The organism is Sphingomonas panacis (genome assembly GCF_001717955.1).
GTDB classification, from domain to species: domain Bacteria; phylum Pseudomonadota; class Alphaproteobacteria; order Sphingomonadales; family Sphingomonadaceae; genus Sphingomonas; species Sphingomonas panacis.
Genome location: NZ_CP014169.1, coordinates 195,756 through 213,707, shown reverse-complemented (window position 1 = coordinate 213,707; position 17,952 = coordinate 195,756). Strand labels below are relative to the sequence as shown.

Here is a 17,952-nt window from a genome sequence, read left to right as displayed (position 1 = left end):
GCCAAGCGACTACGCCGAAGCATTGAGCGCGCTGAAATTTCCGCGTTGCTCGATCAATTCAAGGAGAAGCGGTGCCGGCTGCCAGGCCCAGCCTTGGCGCAGTTGGGCAAATGCCCGCATTCGCGAGACCACCGCGGGCAGGCCGACGCGGTCCGCCTCATACATCGGACCGCCGCGATCGGCGGGAAACCCATAACCATCGAGATAGACGACATCGATGTCTGAAGGGCGGTATGCTATCCCCTCATCGAGAATGCGCGCGCCTTCGTTGATGAGGGCGTAAATACAACGCTCGACGATCTCCTCCTCCGAGATCGCGCGACGGGTTACGCCGATCGCGGCGGAATGGGCGACAATCAGCGCGTCGATTTCGGGATCCGGCTCGGCGGTGCGACCATTCGAATACCGATAAAAGCCTGCACCGCATTTCTGTCCGAATCGGCCCATCTCGCAAAGCATGTCTGGGATACGGGAATAGGGCCGATCGGGCTGCTCCAAGGCGCGGCGCTTGCGAACGCTCCAACCGATATCCTGTCCTGCGAGATCGAGGACGCGGCACGGCCCCATCGCCATGCCCCACCGTTCCAAGGCTTGGTCGATCTGCTGCGGCAGAGCGCCCTCTTCCAGCAGGAAATAGCTCTGCCGCAAATACTCCTCGAACATACGGTTTCCGATGAAGCCGTCGCAGACTCCTGAGACGACCCCCTGTTTGCGAATACGTTTCGCAAACGCCATGGCGGTCGCCACAGTGGCTGGCGATGTCTTAGCCCCGCGCACTACTTCGAGCAGCGGCATGATGTTGGCCGGGCTGAAGAAATGCAGGCCAACAACATCGGCCGGCCGCTTCGTGAAGCCCGCGATGACGTCGAGGTTCAGCGTGGACGTGTTACTGGCGAGCAGCGCACCCTCAGGCGCCAAGCGATCAAGGGTTTCAAAGACATCCTTTTTGACGGACAGGTCTTCGAAGACCGCCTCGATATACAGATCTGCTGGACGAGCCGCCTCCAGGTCGGTCACCATCCCAAGCCTCGCAAGACGCACATCGCGCTCGTTCGCAGATAGGCGCTGTTTGGTGACCTCACGTTCCAGCGTCGAAGCGATCGTGCGCTGCCCGCGATCAAGTGCCCCGTCGAGGGGGTCGAAAAGCTGGGTGTCGATGCCGGCGTTGATCATCGCTGTCGCAATGCCGATCCCCATCGTCCCAGCACCTAGGATCAAGACCGATTGAAGCGGATGTGCGATGCCGTCCACGCCCAGCGGAGGACGTGCGGCGATCCGCCGCGCGGCGAAGGCATACCGACGCGCAAGAGATTCCGGACTGTCGAGCAATCCGTCGAATAAGCGGGCTTCGATCGCCAGCCCTTCGGCAAGCGGAAGCGTTCCCGCTGCCTCCACACAGGCCAGGATCGCCCGCTGCGCAACGCCACGCACATCACCACGCGCGTGCACGGCAGCGGCGATTTTGCTGGTCGCTGACACCTCGCGGTGAGGTTGAGCGCCGCTGGTCTGAAGCCATTCGATGGCGCCCGCGATGACGTCGCCGGCGATAATCGCATCAAGGATGCCGACCCGTGCCGCCTTATCCGCATCGAGAATCGTGCCGGTGAGCATAAGGTCCAGTGCGGCACCCGGCTCGATCAGACGCGGCAATCGCTGGGTGCCACCGCCGCCGGGCAGCAGGCCGAGCGTGACCTCGGGCAGACCTATGCGGGCGCTGGCAGTCCCGACCCGCCAGGTGCAAGCCAGCGCCAGTTCAAAGCCGCCGCCGAGACACGTGCCGTCAATCGCAGCCACGACCGGGTAGCGGCTCGCAGCAACACGTTCGAACAACGCGCGCGATACATCGAGCCGGGATCGATCATGATCGAACTCTTTGATGTCCGCACCGGCACTGAAGGTGCCTGCGGATCCCGCGAGTACGATCGCGTCGATATTTTCCAGCGCATTCACCTGATCGATCTCCGCTGCCAGACCGGCAACGAGACCATTTGCAATGGACAGGGCGTTCACCGGGGGGGACGTGAAACGAATGATCGCCACCCGTTGTTGAACTGTCCGGTCGACGTGCAAAAAACTTCTCCAGTCCTGATCGATGCCACTATCGCAAACAGTATTGGCAGCGCCAGGCAACGCTTCAAGTGGCTTGAGAAGCTATTGCATACGCAATGACATAGTTACTTCGAAATAGGCGTTATCAACAAGTTCGATCAGCCCGACGGTGTGAGCAGGATCTTTTTCAAGCCTTCCGGCCTCTCGTCGAACACCTTGTACGCATCTCGCGCCTCAGAGAGGGGAATACGATGCGTCACGAGCGACTCCATATGGTCGGCCGAGAGCTTTCCGCTCTTCAACGCCGACACGATCTCGGGCAACTGAGCCTGAACCGAACAAACGCCTGTCACGAATGTCAAGTTCTTGCGCAGACACTCGAGCACGGGGAACTCGAACGCGGGTTGCTCGGTGACACCAACGACCGAGACGCTTCCACCGCGCCGCGCGAGGCTCACCGCCAACGGCGTAGTGATGCGCCCGCCGCTCGCATCGAGAGCGGCGTCGACGCCGGCACCGTCGGTCATCTCCAAGACGGCGGCACGGACGTCTTCGACGTCGATCGGTTCTGCGCCCAAAGCGGCGGCGGCGGCACGCCGATCGGCGAGTAGGTCGATTGCGAAAACCCTCGCCGCGCCCATCGCCTTTGCTGCCATAACGCAGCTCAAGCCCACCGAGCCAAGCCCGATAACGGCGACGGTGTCACCGGGTTTGACCTTGGCACCGCGCGCGCAGTACCAGGCCGTCGAGAGGTTGTCGGTCAGCATGATGCCGACGTCGTCGGAGAATTCCTCCGGCAGTGGCCAGAGGTTGCGATCCGCGGCCGGCACGGCAACCCCTTCTGCCTGGCAACCGCTCAGATCTGGGAGGCCCTGGCCAAAGGCACGACCGATCGTCGAGCGCTCACACAGGATGACCTCTCCGCGCTCGCAGCGCGCGCACTCGCCGCACCCGGCCGACGCGGCCACCAGAACGCGATCTCCGACCTTGAAGTTGCGGACGTCGGATCCGACCGCCGCGACCGTCCCGACCGCCTCATGGCCAATGCAGAACGATCCAAGACCAGGATTTACATGATAGGGATGCAGGTCACTGCCGCAAATACCGCAGGTCGTGATGTGCACGATCGCGCCCTTCGAGGAGGGCAGCACGGGATCGGGAACAGATTCAAACCGAACATCCCCGACACCGTGATATACAATCGCTTTCATCAGACTTCTCCTACAACAACCGACAGCCGAGCGAATTTTCGCGGCCGGCAGTTCCTTTCGTCGTGAACCTCTTCGTCGCTACCGACCCGTCGGTCTGCTCAGCGCGCATCCGCAAGGATCATGTCTGCAGCTTTTTCCGCGATCATGATCGTCGGAGTGTTGGTGTTGCCCGAGATGATAACCGGCATAACGCTCGCGTCGACGACGCGAAGGTTGCGCAGGCCGCGAACGCGGAGGCGCGCGTCCACGACTGCGGCATCGTCGTTCCCCATTTTGCAGGTTCCGGCAGGATGGTAGAGCGTGGACCCGGTCTCGCGCGCGAATGCGAGCAAATCGGCGTCGGACTGCCGCGCAGCGCCTGGAGTCAGCTCTTGTCTCCGGAATGGGTCCAGTGGCGGCTGCCCGATGATCGTGCGGATCGCCTTTATGCCTTCGACGATGGTCTGCTGATCGCCTGCCTCTTTCAGATAATTGGCGATGATACGCGGCGGCTTGCTCGGATCCGCCGAAGTGACGTGGATGGAGCCCCGGCTGTCCGGCCTGAGTTGGTAGGCCACACAGGTCATTCCGGCTTCCCGTTCCAGCGCGTTGGTTTGCGGATCGAGCGTCGCAGGCATCATCGCCAACTGAATGTCGGGTGAGGCAAGGTTCGAACGCGTGCGGATATAGGCGAGCACATGCGCCGGCGCCGAAGTCAGAAGGCCTTTGCGAAGAAAGGCGAAGCGAAGCACTTGCCCCACCAGCGGGAGGCCGCGAGAGAGCTCATTGACCGTCTTCGCGCCAGCTACCCGATACGAGACGAACGCCGCATAATGATCCTGCAGGTTCTCGCCGACACCGGCCAGGTCGTGAAAGACTTTTATGCCAGCGGCAACAAGCGTCTCGGAATGGCCGATACCTGACAGTTCAAGGAGCTGCGGACTGTTGACCGCACCAGCGCTGACGATCACCTCGCCTTTCGTTGCGACAGTCTCGACGCGATCGTCCCGCCGCACCACGACACCGGTTGCGCGATTCCCGTCGAACACGATGCGCTCGACGAGGGCATCGGTCATGATGCTGAGGTTCGGACGCTTCCGCGCTGGCTCGAGATAGGCTTTCGCCGTCGATTGCCGAACGCCCTTGAACACGGTCGATTCCACATATGTGCAGCCTTCCTGATCACCGGAATTGGTGTCGGTCAGCTTCGTGCCAAGACTATCGAGGGCGCCGATAAAGGCCTCCGAAATCGGATGTGGCGCCATGGGGGTGATGCCAAGCCGACCGGTCTTGCCTCGATCGGCACCGCCTTCTGGGAAACGCTCAAGCCGACGGAAATACGGGGAGACGTCGTCCCAGGCCCAGCCTTCATTGCCAAGCTGGCGCCAGTGATCATAGTCTTCCCGCTGACCGATGACATTGATCATGCCGTTGATGGCGGAAGATCCACCGAGCACTTTGCCGCGAGGCCATTTGATCTTTCGACCGCCCAGAACCGGCTCTGCCTCGGTCTCGTACCCCCAATTGTAGGGACGCGGCCCTAGGTTGTACGAGTACCCGGCCGGAATGTGCAACATCGGATGCATCGGGCGGCCGCCGGCTTCAATGAGAAGCACGCGCTCGCTCCCCTGCGAGAGACGTTCCGCCAGGACGCAGCCGGCAGAGCCAGCCCCTACGATGATGTAGTCATAATTCACGCCCATTAAGACATCCCCACCAGTAAATTTGGCGCACGGGCACCTTTCTTGGATCTGGCAATCATGCTCGATTACCAGACCGCTCAGTTAGCGAACTATTAGTCGTGGATTAGAGTGCCTGTCTCTCTTTGCGGCTCGATTAGCACCATCCATTGCACATGTAATAAGGCCCGAAACCTCCCTCGGACGCGGTTGACCTAAATGCGGCCCCGTCGCAGTTCTTAGACAAAATACGAGGGGGAGGATATTATGAATACCGTCAAGAATGTTTCCAAAGTTGCCGCGGTGTTGCTGCTCGCAACGTCGTCGCACTCAGCCATTGCATCGACGGCATCGCCAGCGGAGCAGGCGGCGGCTCAGACTGACCAACAAAGCGTACAATCGACCCCGGAGGCGCCGGCGCCCGCTTCGCCGGCCACGAATCCGGACAACACAGTTGCCGATATCGTTGTAACCGCCAACAAGCGCGTTCAGCGCCTGAGCGACGTTGGCCTCACCGTCAGCGTTCTTGGCGCGGACGAACTGAAACAACGCCAGATCAGCAGCCTTGAGGACATCGCCAATGCGATTCCCGGCCTGTCCTATACCAACAGTGCGAACAACACGCCGGTTTATACGCTGCGCGGCGTCGGGTTCTACGATACATCGATGGGTGCGTATCCGGCGGTCACTGTTTACAGCGACGAGGCCCCGCTGCCCTTTCCAGTCATGTCAAAGCACTCGGCTTACGATCTCGAGCGGATCGAGGTTCTCAAAGGCCCGCAGGGCACTTTATTCGGATCCAACGCCACCGGTGGCGCCATCAACTACATCGCGGGCAAGCCCAGCGATCAGCCCCGCGGCTCCGCAACGATTTCATATGGTCGCTTCAATGAGGTCAATGCCGAGGCTTTCTACACGGGCCCGATCAGCGAAAATCTGACGTTCCGCGTTGCCGGCCGGTTCGAACGCGCCGACGCCTGGCAGATTAGCAACAGCCGGCCGAATGACCAGAATGGCAGGCGCCTCAACGCGATGGGCCGCGGCATTCTGCGCTATAACCCCAACGACGGACTCGATATACAGTTAAACGTCAACGGCTGGATCGACCACAGTCAGCCGCAGGCCACGCAGTATATCGCTTTGCAGGTGGCCGGAGCGCTCATCGATCCGACCCTGCGTGCATCGCCTTTCTCGCCCGAGGTGGCGCGCGCCGCCGACTGGAAGCAGGGCCTTCCCTTCGCACGCAATTCACAGGTTCAGGCCACTTTGCGCGTAGACAAAACGCTTAGCGACGCAGTCAAACTGACGTCGATCACCAATTATGTGACGTACAGCCAGAATCAGCGCACCGATCAGGACGGATTGCCGCTCTCGGCGCTCGACCTCGATATTGATCGCGGGACGGCAAAATCATTCACCCAGGAATTACGCTTCTCAAACGCCCGCAACCAGCCGATCCGATGGGTCGTCGGCGGAAATCTCGAGAAGAGCGATGTGCGCCAGACCGCGCAGGTGATCACTCCGCAATCGAGCTCGGTCTATGCGATCTTCCTCGGCACCGGATATTTCATCAATGGTGCCCGGTTCACCACCAATCAGGACATCCTGAATTACGCTTTTTTCGGAAACGTCGAGGCTGACGTCGTCTCGAACGTGACCATCAAGGGCGGCGTGCGATACACCGACAGCAAGAATGACGGCTACACCTGCAACCAATCGATCACCGATCTGCCTACCGATGCTGGCGCGTTCTTCTACACGCGCCTGCTGGGCGGCGCGTACGGCCCCTACACGGCCGGCAAATGCTTCCCAATCAACGATCAGGGCAGAGCGATCAACGGCGTCGCCGCCGGTGCGCCCGGTCCCTATGTTGATACGCTGCACGAACACAATGTCTCGTGGCGAGCCGGTGTCGACTGGAAAGTCGATCCGGGCGTTCTTCTCTATATGAATGTGTCGAAGGGCTACAAAGCCGGCTCATTCCCGCTGGTCTCGAGCTCTTCGTTCCGTTCGTACTTGCCGGTAAAGCAGGAATCAGTTCTTGCGATCGAAGGCGGCATCAAGGCAACGATGTTCAACCGATTGCTGCAGATCAATGCCGCCGGCTTCTACTACGACTATAAAAATAAACAGCTGCGCTCCAAAGTCGCCGATGCCAATTTCGGCATCCTAGACGTTTTGCAGAATATTCCGAAATCGAGCGTTCGCGGTGTCGACGCAGACGCAACGCTCAATTTTGGCGGCGGACTCAGCCTTTCAGGCGCCGTGACCTACCTCGATGCGACGATCGACGAGTTTTCGGGCATCAACGGCGCCGGTCTGGCCGGCGATTTCGCTGGGACAGCCGTCCCCTTCTCGCCGAAATGGCAGTTTGCTATTTCGCCGCGCATCACTCGCCCCATCTCGGACGGGGTAAAACTGACCGCTGGACTGCAATTCAACTACCGGACCAAGGCGGTTACCGTTGTTGGCGGCGAGTCCAATCCCGCCGTCGCCATCCCCGCCGGCCGATCGCTTAGCCAAATCGATGCGTATGGCGTCCTTGACGGCGATATTGGCCTGTCGCTGATGGACAACAAGCTCAACATCGCGATTTACGGCAAGAATCTCACCAACAAATACTATTGGACTAACGTCGTCACGACCACGAACACCGTGAATCGATACGCCGCAATGCCGATTACCTACGGCGTCCGGCTGGGATATAATTTCTGAGCCAATCGAGCGTCGGTCGGCGGCGGCAGCGGCCGCTGGCAAATGACGCTGCAACGGCTTGGCTGGGGCAGGAGCATGCGCAGCTAAAATGCCCCGCGACGGTCATCCGTCGCGGGGCATTCTTTTCATCTTTCGGGCGTGTGATCGGGGACTAGGCGACGCCGCACGCCTGCGCGATAGACAAAATCCGGCGCGCTTCATCGAGATGCAGCAACTCGACCATCTGCCCTCCAAGCTGGAGTGCCCCTTTTCCGGCATTGTCGGGTTGCTCAAAGGCGTCGAGAATCTGCTTCGACCAGGCAATCTCCGTGTCGCTTGGCGTAAAGACCCTGTTCGCCACCGCAACCTGAGCCGGATGGATCAGCGTCTTGCCGTCGAAACCCCACCGCAGCCCCTGTTCGCATTCGGCCCGGACAACGTCCGCGTCGGTCAAGGTATTGCAGACGCCGTCGATCGCAACCAAGCCCGTCAGGCGCGCTGCGAGTACGATCTCGCCAAGCGCACCCAGGAGCGGCGCCCGGTCGCTGCCGGGGCGGCAGCGAAGCTCTTTAGCCAAATCGTTCGTCCCGGCTACGAGCGTCACCAGCCTGTATTTCTCGGCCGCCTCGGCGATAGCGCGCAGATCCACGATGCCGCGAACCGTCTCGATCATTGCCCAAAGATCGGCACCGGAATCGCCCAACGCTGCCCGGGCCTCGGCCAATGCCTTGGGACCGGAGACTTTGGGTAGCAACACGGCGTCCGCGCCGCATCCGGCAGCAACTGCCAGGTCTTCAGCACCCCATACGGTATCGAGCGCGTTTACACGCAGGACCACCTCGCGCTCGCCAAAGCCACCCTTGGCAATCTCGGCCACGGCCTGCTTCCGCGCCGCGTCCTTCGCATCCGGCGCGGTCGCGTCTTCCAGATCGAGGATGACGACATCGACCTCGAGTGTCCGGGCCTTCTCGATCGCACGCGCGTTCGATGCGGGCATGTAGAGCGCACTGCGGCGCGGCTTCTGACTCATCAGCATTCCCCTATTCGTTCACGGAAATTGCGCGCACCCGACCGCGCAACCCTAACGAGCAGGCCGCGCCGGGTGCCGTATCAGTTCGAACCGCGTCGCGTCGGCTTCCCAAGCAGGATGTCGGCGACAATCCGCTGCTGAATTTCCGACGTGCCTTCGAAGATCTTCGTGAGGCGCGCATCCCGCCAGTACCGCTCGACAGCAAAGTGCGTCGTGTATCCTGCTCCACCCAGGATCTGCAGAGCCTCGCTGGTAACGCGCTCCGACATCTCCGCGGCGAAAAGCTTGACCATGGAGATTTCGGTTCGCGCATCGCGACCCGCATCAATCTGGCTGCAGACATAGTACATCAATTGGCGGGCCGCCTCGATCTCCGTGGCCATCGTTGCAATTTTGAAGCGGATCGCCTGAAAATCTGAAATGGGCTGTCCAAACTGCACGCGTTCGCGGGCATAGGCCACAGCGTCTTCGAGCGCACCGCGTGCAAGGCCAATGGAGCGTGCGGCTGTGTGCGCGCGGGCGACACCCAGCAATTCGGCAGTCGCCTGGAAGCCGCGCCCGGTTTCCGCGTCCGAAACCGGCGGCCGGTAGGGGACGCGAACCGCGTCGAAATGCAGCTCCCAGGTCTTCCAGCCGAAATAGCCGATCTTCGGGATCGGGCTGCCCGTCACGCCGTCCGGCAATACACCACGTGGCTTTTCGACCGCGATTGTCACGGTCGGCGTTCGCCCACCCTCAGAAACCTCCGCGCCATCAAGCCGACAGAGCACGTTGATGAAGTCGGCGCCATCAGCAAAGGTGCACCAGTATTTGTTTCCGGTGATCACCCAGTCATCGCCGTCCCTGCGAGCCCGACAGTTCACACCTGAGAGATCGGACCCCGTGCTCGGTTCGGACAAGGCTGCTGCCCCCAGGTACTGGCCTGCTGCCATGAGCTTGGTTTTCTCTGCGCGCTCCTCCTCATCGCCGGGAATGGACTTGTAAAGACCATTGCCACGAGCAATGATGCTCGAGACGCTCATCCAGCCGCGTGCGAGCTCTTCCGCGACCAGACAATATTCGAACGCTCCAAGCCCGAGCCCGCCCAACTCTGCCGGAATCATGATGCCGAAAAAGCCGAGCTCTCCCATCTTGTCGATCAGCGACCTCGGTATGTCGCCCTTGATCGGATCGAGTTGGTTTGCAATCGGCAAGACTTCGTTGAGGGTGAACTCGCGGGCCAGATCCCGCATCATCAGTCGCTCTTCCGTGAGGTAAAGCGTTGTCTCCGTATTGATATCGGTCATTTTACTCTTTTCCGATGCGGGGCCGCCAGAAGTGGATCGCCGAAAATTTCGACAGCGACAACGGCCGTCGCAATTACACATGCGATGGTTTACTATCGCGACAGCCGGAGCCTTGGAGCTCTATTCCAATGCAGAGCCTAGGCGGCGTTGCCACCCCCGTTCTTGCAGCGCAGCCTCTTTCAGCTGATGATGTTCGACACGTAGTCGCCAGAGCCGACATGCTCGCCCGTATAATCGCCCAGCGTCAGACCCTCCATCTGACCTGTCGCCCGCCAAGCCTGCAACATGCGGAAAAAAGGGATAGGGCCATCGCCATAACGGCCCCCGAAAAAGATGTCCTCGCTGCGCGTCGCCTTGCCTTCGGCGTTGTAGTAGCCGGGTGTGCAGTCCTTGTAGAAATCCACCAAGGCGGCGTTGGCCGGCGAGGAGCGGATGATATGCACATAATCGTCTACCGCATCGCTCGTCGGCTCGATTTGCCTGAGGCCAAGTTCCTTGAAACGACGGTAGATATACGCGACGTGCTCGGCTTGCTCATCGATAAGGTGCACGGCATTTACCGCGGCTGTAGTCTGCTGATTTCCACCGACCATGAACAGATTCGGAAAGCCGTCCGTCATCATGCCATGCAGCGTCCGAACGCCACCGGTCCAATGGTCACCTAGCGCAAGTCCACCTCGACCATAGACTTCGAAGCCGGTCAGTCGCTTGTAGGAGATGTTTGCCTCGAATCCGGTCGCGAAGATCAGGCAATCGATCGGATACTCGACGCCGTCGACGACGATGCCTGTCTCGCTGATGCGCTCGACGCCGAGACCACCGGTATCGATCAGGCGCACATTGAGCCGGTTGAATGTCTCGAGGTAACCGTCGTGGAAACACGGACGCTTGCAGAACCACCGATACCAAGGCTTCAGAAGTTCAGCCGTTTCCGGATCGGCAACGATGTCGTCGATGCGCCCGCGCAATTCGTTCATCACGCGGTAGTCGAAGATTTCCGCGACGAGCTTCAGCTCCTCAGGGGTCGGCTGGCGACCAAGCTGTTCCGCGAGTTCGATAGGCGTGGGCGGTTTGATCTTCCGCGTGAAATCGGTCCAGCCATCACCGACCAGATCCTGGTCCTGAGGAATGTTCGAGATTATCGACTGAAAATTGTATCGCCGCTCGCGCTGCCAACCGGGTCGACTCCTGTCAGCATAATCCGGCGGAGTGTCACGGTTGGCCCGCACGCCGACCGAGGACGGGGTACGCTGGAATACCAGCAGTTCCTTGGCGTCCTTGGCCACTTCGGGGATCAGCTGAATGGCGGTGGCGCCGGTGCCGATCACGGCGACCCGCTTGTCTGCCAATCCGGTCATTCCGCCATGGAAGTCGCCACCCGTATAGGCATAATCCCAGCGGCTCGAATGGAATGCGTGCCCCTTGAAGCGGTCGATCCCGGGAATGCCTGGAAGCTTCGGCAAGCTCTGTCGACCGCACGCCATCACCAGGATGTCGCAGGTCAGCCGATCGCCTCGGTTGGTCTCGACCAGCCAGTGCTTTTCGCTTTCCAGCCAACGTACGTCCAGGATGCTCGTCTGGAACAAGGCTTGTTCGTAAAGTCCATAGTGCCGGCCGGCCCGCTGGCTGACATCGAGCATCTCGGGCGCATAGGAATATCGATGCTTTGGCGCGTAGCCCAGTTCCTCGATCAACGGCAGATAGATGTGCGCCTCAATGTCGCACATCGCGCCCGGATATCGGTTCCAGTACCAGGTGCCGCCGAAATCGCCGGCCTCGTCGATGACGCGAATATCGTTACATCCCGCCTCGCGCAGCCGGGCAGCGCTCACCAGACCGCCAAAGCCGGCGCCGGCCACGATGACTTCGGAATGTCCCAGGACAGCATCGCGCTGAAAATTGGGATCGGCCCAGGGATCCCTGCCAAAATTGGCAAAGGCGCCTTCCACCGTCGGGGTGTATTGACCATTGCCGGTCGGCACGATCCGCCGGTTTCGTTCTGCAACGTACCTGTCTTTGAGCAGATCAGGATTGAGCCCCTCCGCATCGGCCAGACGGAGCAAAACGGCTTTTGCAATATCTTCGACCATCTTCATCCTCTCGCATCGCACGGCACCCGGTCGCGGCACGCCGCTCGTTAAGGGACGCTGTTGCGTATTAGGCAACCTTAGTGCATTTCTATGCAGGACGGGCAGAGCGGACAATCTCTCCCCAAGGATCATCGCAAATGTAATATCGGCAATGGCCGGATTTGGGGATCCCCTTCCCGTATTATGCACGCTGTTTGCGATTCTAGGAGAGAGAATGTGGTTTCGCCGGAGTTTGAAAACCTTGTGGCCGCGATTCGTGCCGCGCCTCGGCTCGACGCCCCAACCGTCGATGACCTGCGCGCAAATTGGAACGCCTTCACGGCGAGCTTCAAACCGGCGGCCGATATCGTATTTTCAGCCGAAATCGCCGACACCGTTCCCGTCGAGTGGACCGACGCGCCCGACGTCCGGCACGATCGCGTGATCCTGTATTTTCACGGCGGCGGCTACAGTATCGGATCGGTCGCCAGCTACCGCAGCTTCGTCGGCCGACTGTCGCGAGCGGCAGGGATGCGCGCCCTGTCCGTCGAATACAGGCTCGCTCCGGAACATCCGTTCCCGGCCGCAGTCGAAGACTGCGTGGCGGCGTATCGCTGGCTGATAGAAAATTATGTGGCAGCCGAACATGTCGTGCTTGCCGGCGACTCAGCCGGGGGCGGGCTTGCGTTCGCGACAGCCGCACTGGCACGCGAGCAGGGCCTTCCGTGTGCCGGCGCCATCGTCGCCATTTCACCGTCGACAGACCTTGCGCGTGAAGGTGCCTCGGTCCGGGAACGCGCTCACCTCGACCCAATCGTAAATCTCGAGGCAACCACCGCGCATGCGGCGCGCTATCTTGGCCAGACCGATCCCAAGACGCCGTTGGCCTCTCCCCTGTACGCCGACCTGCATGGCCTCCCGCCGACGCTTGTGATGGTCGGAACCAGTGAGATGCTGTTCGACGATGCCGCAGGCATCGCAGACAAGGCCGAACGCGCCGGCGTCGATGTCGAACTCGACGTGTGGGAGGACATGATCCACATCTGGCCCTTTTTCGCCGACGTGCTTCCCGAGGGGGTCGAAGCAATCGAAAAGATCGGTAGGTTCATGCAGGCCAAGCTCGGCTGACGCACGTCGAAGAAATGAGTATCACTATCATGACGGAAGACTTTCCCATCAAGTCGGTGCGCAAGGCTATGGCGATCCTGGATGCGCTTTCCGAGGTCCGGCGGCCCTTACGGGTCAGTGACCTTGCCATGCGGCTTGAGATGTCGACCAGTGCCGTGTCTCGGCTGATTGCGACTTTGGCAAGCGGTGGCCTCGTGCATCAGGATCCTGAAACCGGCCGCTGCTATCTCGGCCTTGGCCTGACCGCCTTGGGTGCGGATGCGCTTGACCGTCGGGAAATCGATCGATTGACCATGCCCATTCTCGACGAAATGGCGAGCCGGTCCAAACTCTATTTCAGCCTCAGCAGGCTCGAGCGAGGCCGCATCATCGTGATGCGATCTCGCGCCACCGCGTCGAGCCACCGCGACGTCAGCCTCTTTGCGGTCGTACCAGTACATGCCTCCGCGCCAGGCAAGATGCTTGCTACCGAAATCGACGAGGACGCATTGCTGGCGCTGCTTCAGCGTCAGGGTATGGATCCCTTCACCGCAAACACGATTACGGAACCGAACGCGTATGTGACGGAGGTCGCGGCCACGCGGAACCGTGGCTTTGCAACGGAAACGGAAGAGCTCGCCTACAACATGCGCCACGTTGCTACTGGGATACGTAGCCAAAACGGCCGCTTGGTAGCGACCGTTTCCGCTGGTGGCACTCTTGAGCATCTGCCCAACGAGGAGATCGAGCCACTCGTTCATACCCTCAGCAGAGCGGCGCTGCGTGTATCGCGCGAGCTCGGGTATCAAGGCGCCCCCCAGTTGGCACTTGCTAACTGACCTCGTCAGCGCCTTCGGCGCGTGCCGGCTTGCCCAGTTCACGCTGCGGTGTCGCTGTCTTGCGATTCTCCAGCTTCTGGCGCGATGTATTCCGCGAACACGCCCTTCAGCTCTGCAAGGGCCTCGATCACGACGTCACGCTTCTGCTCTATGCGGTCGATGGGCAACCCGACGCCGACCGCGATCGGAACAAGCTCATGCGGAGCGTCGACCGTGACGGCAAATGCCCCAAAGTCTGGAGTGATGTCACCCCGGGTTTGCGCATAACCCCGTTCTCGCACGGTCGTGACGATCGCGAGGAAGTCGCTCGGGACCACCCGCAACCTCGCTTCTCCCGCCTCCGCGTTGCAGCGATGAGTCAGCTTTAGGATTTCCTGATCGGATTTAAGTGACAGCAGCGCCCTTCCCACCGCCGACCCCGTGAGCAGTTTTACATGGCCATTCACGACCTGCATCCCGTTCGGTTTGTCGCGCGGCAGGTTGAAAATATACTGGGCGTGAGCACCGTTCTGAATGCCGATGAAGACCGTCTCGTCAACGCGACGCTGGAGATCTTTCAACCGCGCGGTCAACCCGCCAGCTTGATCGAACCGATGATTGATCCACCCTCCCAAGAGCGCCACCCGGATAGTGGGCGTGTACGTCCGCGCGAACCGGTCGTAACTGATATAGCCAAGCTGCAGCAGGTTGGAGAGCAGCATCGACGTGCTGGGTTGCGGGATGTTGAGCTCGGCAGCAATTCGGCCGACGCTCAGCGGCCGCTGGCGCTTCGTAAACAGCTCAAAAAGCGCGAGCGTGCGTTCCGCCGACTTGATGGAGCGCATATCTACATCCCATACAATTCCGCGCGATCCAGCACATTACGAGTAAGGCGAAGAACGGCAACATCGATCATAACGCCATCGACCTGAGCCGCACCCAGACCTCGCGCCTCGGCCGCCCGGTACGCTTCCTCCTGCTTGCGCGCGTTCGCAATCTCAGCGTTGCTCGGGCTGAACACGTCAAGCGCGGGGGCTATTTGCGATGGATGGATCGCCCATTTGCCGACCATGCCAAGGCAGCGAGCGCGCACTGCCTCGCGCCGATATCCCTCCTCATCGCCGAAGTCGGCATAAGGGCCATCGATGGCATCGATCTTCGCTGCTCGCGCCGCCATGGTGATGCGCCAGCGAGCATAATGGAACAGGTCGCCCGGGTAATCGCTGTCAGAACCGATCGACTTCGTATCGATGCCTTGCGAACCCGAATAGTCGCCCATTCCGAAAACCAGGCATTCCATCCGATCGCTGCAGGTCGCGATCTCCTCCACATTCTGCAGCGCCTGCACCTCCTCGATCAACACCTCGATGCCGATGCGACGCTCAAGCCCCAGTTTCTTCTCGAGCTGGGTGAGCATCCGGTCCAGGAAGAGAACGTCAGCCGCACCATATGGCTTGGTGAGCATGATTGTATCGAGGTTGCGGCCGGCCCCCTCGACGATCTCGATGATGTCGCCGTGGCACCATTCGGTGGAGACGTCATTGATGCGCACGCAGCGGGTCTTTCGGCCCCAGTCGAGCGAGTTGAGAGCGTGAACGATCTTCTGGCGAGCCTCGACCTTAACCGATGGCGCGACCGCGTCTTCAAGGTCGCAGAACACGTGGTCGGCCTGTGAGCCGGCCGCTTTGGCGAGCATTTTCTCGCTCGAACCTGGCACCGACAGTTGCGAACGACGCGCACGGCGTATCGAGGTCATTGTTATCGTCCTCCTTAATTACGGGCGATCGCTTCCCTGCGATCGATGAGAAGCTGAATTTCGTCATCGGAAAGCCCCGCCTCTCGCAAGCGATCGCGGGTATGCTCGCCGAGAAATGGGGCGCGCCTGTGAACCGCGCCCGGAGTTTCAGTCATCTTGATCGGAACGCCGGCAACACGAAGCGGCGTTTGCCCCGGTTCGTCGACCGAAACGATCATATCACGCGATGCGAAGTGCGGGTCGCCTTCGATATCGGCAATATTCATGACCGGGCCGAACGGAATACGTCCGCCAAGCAGATCGACGAGTTCCGCTTTCGTGAACCGGGCCGTCGCGGCACTGAGAGCGGCCACGAGATCGCGCCGGTTGAACGTTCGCAGGTCTTGCGACGCAAATCGCGGATTTGCCGCGATTTGATCTGCGCCGAGTTGCTCGACAAGAATCTTGAAGAACGCGTCCTGCTGCGCCGCAACGGTGATGAAACCGTCACTCGTTGGAAACATGCCGAAGGGGCACAGGAACGGATGATGATTGCCCTCGGGCCCCGGCACGCTTCCGTCGACAGAATGTTGCCATACCATGCGCTCGCTTACCGAAAGGATGGCGTCGACCATCGCAACATCCACGAACTGGCCGCACCCGGTTCGGCGCGCATGGTGGATGGCTGCCAACACGCCGAAGGCCAACATCATCCCGGGTATAATGTCCCCCACGCCCGGGCCCACCTTGGTCGGCGTGACGGGGTCGGGACCCGTGATTGCCATAATTCCGCCCATGGCCTGCGCAACAACATCGTATGCCGGCCAATCCTGATAGGGGCTAGTGCCGCCTCGCGGATCACCAAACCCTCGCAGCGATCCATAGACCAGCCGCGGATTGACCTCGCGCAGCACGTCCCAGCCGATCCCGAGCCGATCCATCACTCCTGCGCGAAAATTCTCCATGACCGCGTCAGCATCGCGAACCATCGCGAGCAAAGCCTGACGGCCGCCGTGCGTCTTCAGATCAAGGACCACGCTTTCCTTGTTGCGATCGATGCTCTGGAAATAGCCGCCAAGCTCGCGGCCGCCCTGAAGCTGCCCTGTCGCAGCGCGGGTGATATCGCCCGTTGGCGCCTCGATCTTGATGACCCGCGCACCATGATCCGCAAGGATCATACTGCCATAAGGCCCGGCCATCATCTGTGTGAGATCGATAATCTTGATATCGCTCAACGCGCCGAACGGGGTCTGCGTACTCATCGGTCGGCCCAATGGCTCTTGCGCTTCAGAAGGGCGGTGCGGTCAATCTGTGCGATCTGTTCGTCATCCTGATTGAAGCCGTAGTGGCGGAAGGTCACGATACCGGCATCCTCGCGCTCCGCGGGCCCGGTCTCCAGTACCTCGCTATACGCATAAAGCGTGTCGCCGTGCGTAACCGGCCGCGAGAGCTTGATGTTGTCGAGGCCAAGTTCTGCCAAAGCGTTTTCGATGCAATCCTGCGCCGCAAGACCGAGAACCAGCGAAAAGTTGACTCCGCCGTAACTGACGATCTGTCCTCCGCCGAACGCCATGTCGCGCATCGCATGCGCGTTGAAATGACCTTGCGCCGTGTTCATCACCATGTTGCAGATGAGGACATTTTCAAGGTTGCTGAGCGTCTTGCCACGCGCATGGCGGATCGCCATGCCAACCTCGAAGTCTTCGAAGTAATTGCTCGTGCCAGTGAGAGTCGACAGCCGGCCCATCACGCCTCTCCCGCCGCACGCAAACGGATCAAATTGGATCGACGAAAGCTAACGACGACCTCCCCGTTTTCGTCCAGACCCTCGCTCTCCCACGTGACGATACCGTTCGCAGGATTGCTGCTGGAAATGCGAGCTTCGGTCGTCTTGCTAGACGCCGTTATCGTAACGCCAGGGTAAACCTGACGATGATATTTGAGACCGTAAACCCCGAGAAACGGACCGCCGATTTCACTGCAATCCTCGACGCTCAATCCCAGCACAGTGTTGAATATCAGCTGCGGGTTGACCACGATGTCGGGATGTCCGTGCGCATTTGCGAACGCACGATTGAAGTATAGAGGATTATAAGACAGCGTAAGCGTCGTGAACAATAACGTTTCGCTCTCCGTGATCGTGCGCCCCCAATGATGCGCGAACGTTTTACCAACTTCGAAGTCTTCGAACAATCGCCCTTTCGGCCAGAGCTTGGCACGCTGCCGAATGTGCTGAGTCACCGCCCGCTCCCGATTTATCTTCCGGGCGTTCGTGCCGTTTAGCCGCACTGGCCA

The 17,952-nt window shown here is 60.4% G+C and carries 14 protein-coding genes; 3 read left to right on the top strand and 11 right to left on the bottom strand.

Going from position 1 to position 17,952, the window contains the following annotated elements:
- Nucleotides 1-9: 9 nt before the first annotated feature.
- The 3 genes from J0A91_RS24210 to J0A91_RS24200 all read right to left on the bottom strand — a co-directional run bounded on the left by J0A91_RS24210 (nucleotide 10) and on the right by J0A91_RS24200 (nucleotide 4,942).
- The gene (locus tag J0A91_RS24210; RefSeq protein ID WP_069207763.1) at nucleotides 10-2,070 is read right to left on the bottom strand and encodes a 3-hydroxyacyl-CoA dehydrogenase NAD-binding domain-containing protein; all 2,061 of its coding nucleotides are present in this window, start codon (nucleotides 2,068-2,070) and stop codon (nucleotides 10-12) included.
- 137 nt (nucleotides 2,071-2,207) lie between these two features.
- Nucleotides 2,208-3,260, bottom strand: a complete 1,053-nt coding sequence (locus tag J0A91_RS24205; RefSeq protein WP_069207762.1) for an alcohol dehydrogenase catalytic domain-containing protein — start codon at nucleotides 3,258-3,260, stop codon at nucleotides 2,208-2,210.
- Between the two features lie 98 nt (nucleotides 3,261-3,358).
- Complete coding sequence (locus tag J0A91_RS24200) at nucleotides 3,359-4,942, bottom strand: GMC family oxidoreductase (RefSeq protein WP_069207761.1); 1,584 nt, start codon at nucleotides 4,940-4,942, stop codon at nucleotides 3,359-3,361.
- Between the two features lie 243 nt (nucleotides 4,943-5,185).
- On the opposite strand from J0A91_RS24200, the gene J0A91_RS24195 reads away from it, so the two are divergent.
- Nucleotides 5,186-7,633, top strand: a complete 2,448-nt coding sequence (locus J0A91_RS24195) for a TonB-dependent receptor (protein ID WP_069207760.1) — start codon at nucleotides 5,186-5,188, stop codon at nucleotides 7,631-7,633.
- 151 nt (nucleotides 7,634-7,784) lie between these two features.
- On the opposite strand, the gene J0A91_RS24190 is transcribed toward J0A91_RS24195, so the two are convergent.
- From J0A91_RS24190 to J0A91_RS24180, 3 genes are all read right to left on the bottom strand, one after another.
- The gene (locus J0A91_RS24190) at nucleotides 7,785-8,642 is read right to left on the bottom strand and encodes an HpcH/HpaI aldolase/citrate lyase family protein (RefSeq protein ID WP_420852842.1); all 858 of its coding nucleotides are present in this window, start codon (nucleotides 8,640-8,642) and stop codon (nucleotides 7,785-7,787) included.
- Nucleotides 8,643-8,722: 80 nt separating this feature from the next.
- Entirely contained in the window at nucleotides 8,723-9,928 is a 1,206-nt protein-coding gene (locus J0A91_RS24185; protein WP_069207758.1) for an acyl-CoA dehydrogenase family protein, read from the bottom strand.
- A gap of 179 nt (nucleotides 9,929-10,107) precedes the next feature.
- A complete protein-coding gene (locus J0A91_RS24180) occupies nucleotides 10,108-12,024 on the bottom strand; it encodes a flavin-containing monooxygenase (RefSeq protein WP_338056998.1) in 1,917 nt (638 codons plus the stop codon).
- Between the two features lie 210 nt (nucleotides 12,025-12,234).
- Between J0A91_RS24180 and J0A91_RS24175 the strand changes: the two genes are divergently transcribed.
- Both J0A91_RS24175 and J0A91_RS24170 read left to right on the top strand, forming a co-directional pair.
- Nucleotides 12,235-13,125 (top strand): alpha/beta hydrolase, encoded by an 891-nt coding sequence (locus tag J0A91_RS24175; protein WP_169833238.1) that lies wholly within the window; start codon nucleotides 12,235-12,237, stop codon nucleotides 13,123-13,125.
- Nucleotides 13,126-13,154: 29 nt separating this feature from the next.
- Entirely contained in the window at nucleotides 13,155-13,943 is a 789-nt protein-coding gene (locus J0A91_RS24170) for an IclR family transcriptional regulator (RefSeq protein ID WP_169833237.1), read from the top strand.
- Between the two features lie 38 nt (nucleotides 13,944-13,981).
- Here the strand turns inward: J0A91_RS24170 and J0A91_RS24165 are convergent, their stop codons facing one another.
- From J0A91_RS24165 to J0A91_RS24145, 5 genes are read right to left on the bottom strand one after another with little or no spacing between them, the layout of a single operon-like run.
- On the bottom strand, nucleotides 13,982-14,767 hold the full coding sequence (locus J0A91_RS24165; RefSeq protein WP_069207755.1) for an IclR family transcriptional regulator: 786 nt from the start codon (nucleotides 14,765-14,767) through the stop codon (nucleotides 13,982-13,984).
- Nucleotides 14,768-14,769: 2 nt separating this feature from the next.
- A complete protein-coding gene (locus J0A91_RS24160; protein WP_069207754.1) occupies nucleotides 14,770-15,678 on the bottom strand; it encodes an HpcH/HpaI aldolase/citrate lyase family protein in 909 nt (302 codons plus the stop codon).
- A gap of 14 nt (nucleotides 15,679-15,692) precedes the next feature.
- On the bottom strand, nucleotides 15,693-16,919 hold the full coding sequence (locus J0A91_RS24155; RefSeq protein ID WP_069207753.1) for a CaiB/BaiF CoA transferase family protein: 1,227 nt from the start codon (nucleotides 16,917-16,919) through the stop codon (nucleotides 15,693-15,695).
- Nucleotides 16,916-17,404, bottom strand: a complete 489-nt coding sequence (locus J0A91_RS24150; RefSeq protein ID WP_069207752.1) for a MaoC family dehydratase — start codon at nucleotides 17,402-17,404, stop codon at nucleotides 16,916-16,918. Before J0A91_RS24150 ends, J0A91_RS24155 begins: the two co-directional genes overlap by 4 nt.
- The gene (locus J0A91_RS24145; RefSeq protein WP_083225058.1) at nucleotides 17,404-17,898 is read right to left on the bottom strand and encodes a MaoC family dehydratase; all 495 of its coding nucleotides are present in this window, start codon (nucleotides 17,896-17,898) and stop codon (nucleotides 17,404-17,406) included. The genes J0A91_RS24150 and J0A91_RS24145 overlap by 1 nt, the downstream gene beginning before the upstream one ends.
- Nucleotides 17,899-17,952 lie beyond the last annotated feature (54 nt).

Bases quoted from the DNA above. Each gene is read 5' to 3' on its own strand.
- J0A91_RS24205 (WP_069207762.1), bottom strand. From the start codon at position 3,260: ATGAAAGCGATTGTATATCACGGTGTCGGGGATGTTCGGTTTGAATCT.
- J0A91_RS24200 (WP_069207761.1), bottom strand. From the start codon at position 4,942: ATGGGCGTGAATTATGACTACATCATCGTAGGGGCTGGCTCTGCCGGC.
- J0A91_RS24195 (WP_069207760.1), top strand. From the start codon at position 5,186: ATGAATACCGTCAAGAATGTTTCCAAAGTTGCCGCGGTGTTGCTGCTC.
- J0A91_RS24190 (WP_420852842.1), bottom strand. From the start codon at position 8,642: ATGAGTCAGAAGCCGCGCCGCAGTGCGCTCTACATGCCCGCATCGAAC.
- J0A91_RS24185 (WP_069207758.1), bottom strand. From the start codon at position 9,928: ATGACCGATATCAATACGGAGACAACGCTTTACCTCACGGAAGAGCGA.
- J0A91_RS24180 (WP_338056998.1), bottom strand. From the start codon at position 12,024: ATGAAGATGGTCGAAGATATTGCAAAAGCCGTTTTGCTCCGTCTGGCC.
- J0A91_RS24170 (WP_169833237.1), top strand. From the start codon at position 13,155: ATGACGGAAGACTTTCCCATCAAGTCGGTGCGCAAGGCTATGGCGATC.
- J0A91_RS24165 (WP_069207755.1), bottom strand. From the start codon at position 14,767: ATGCGCTCCATCAAGTCGGCGGAACGCACGCTCGCGCTTTTTGAGCTG.
- J0A91_RS24160 (WP_069207754.1), bottom strand. From the start codon at position 15,678: ATGACCTCGATACGCCGTGCGCGTCGTTCGCAACTGTCGGTGCCAGGT.
- J0A91_RS24155 (WP_069207753.1), bottom strand. From the start codon at position 16,919: ATGAGTACGCAGACCCCGTTCGGCGCGTTGAGCGATATCAAGATTATC.
- J0A91_RS24150 (WP_069207752.1), bottom strand. From the start codon at position 17,404: ATGGGCCGGCTGTCGACTCTCACTGGCACGAGCAATTACTTCGAAGAC.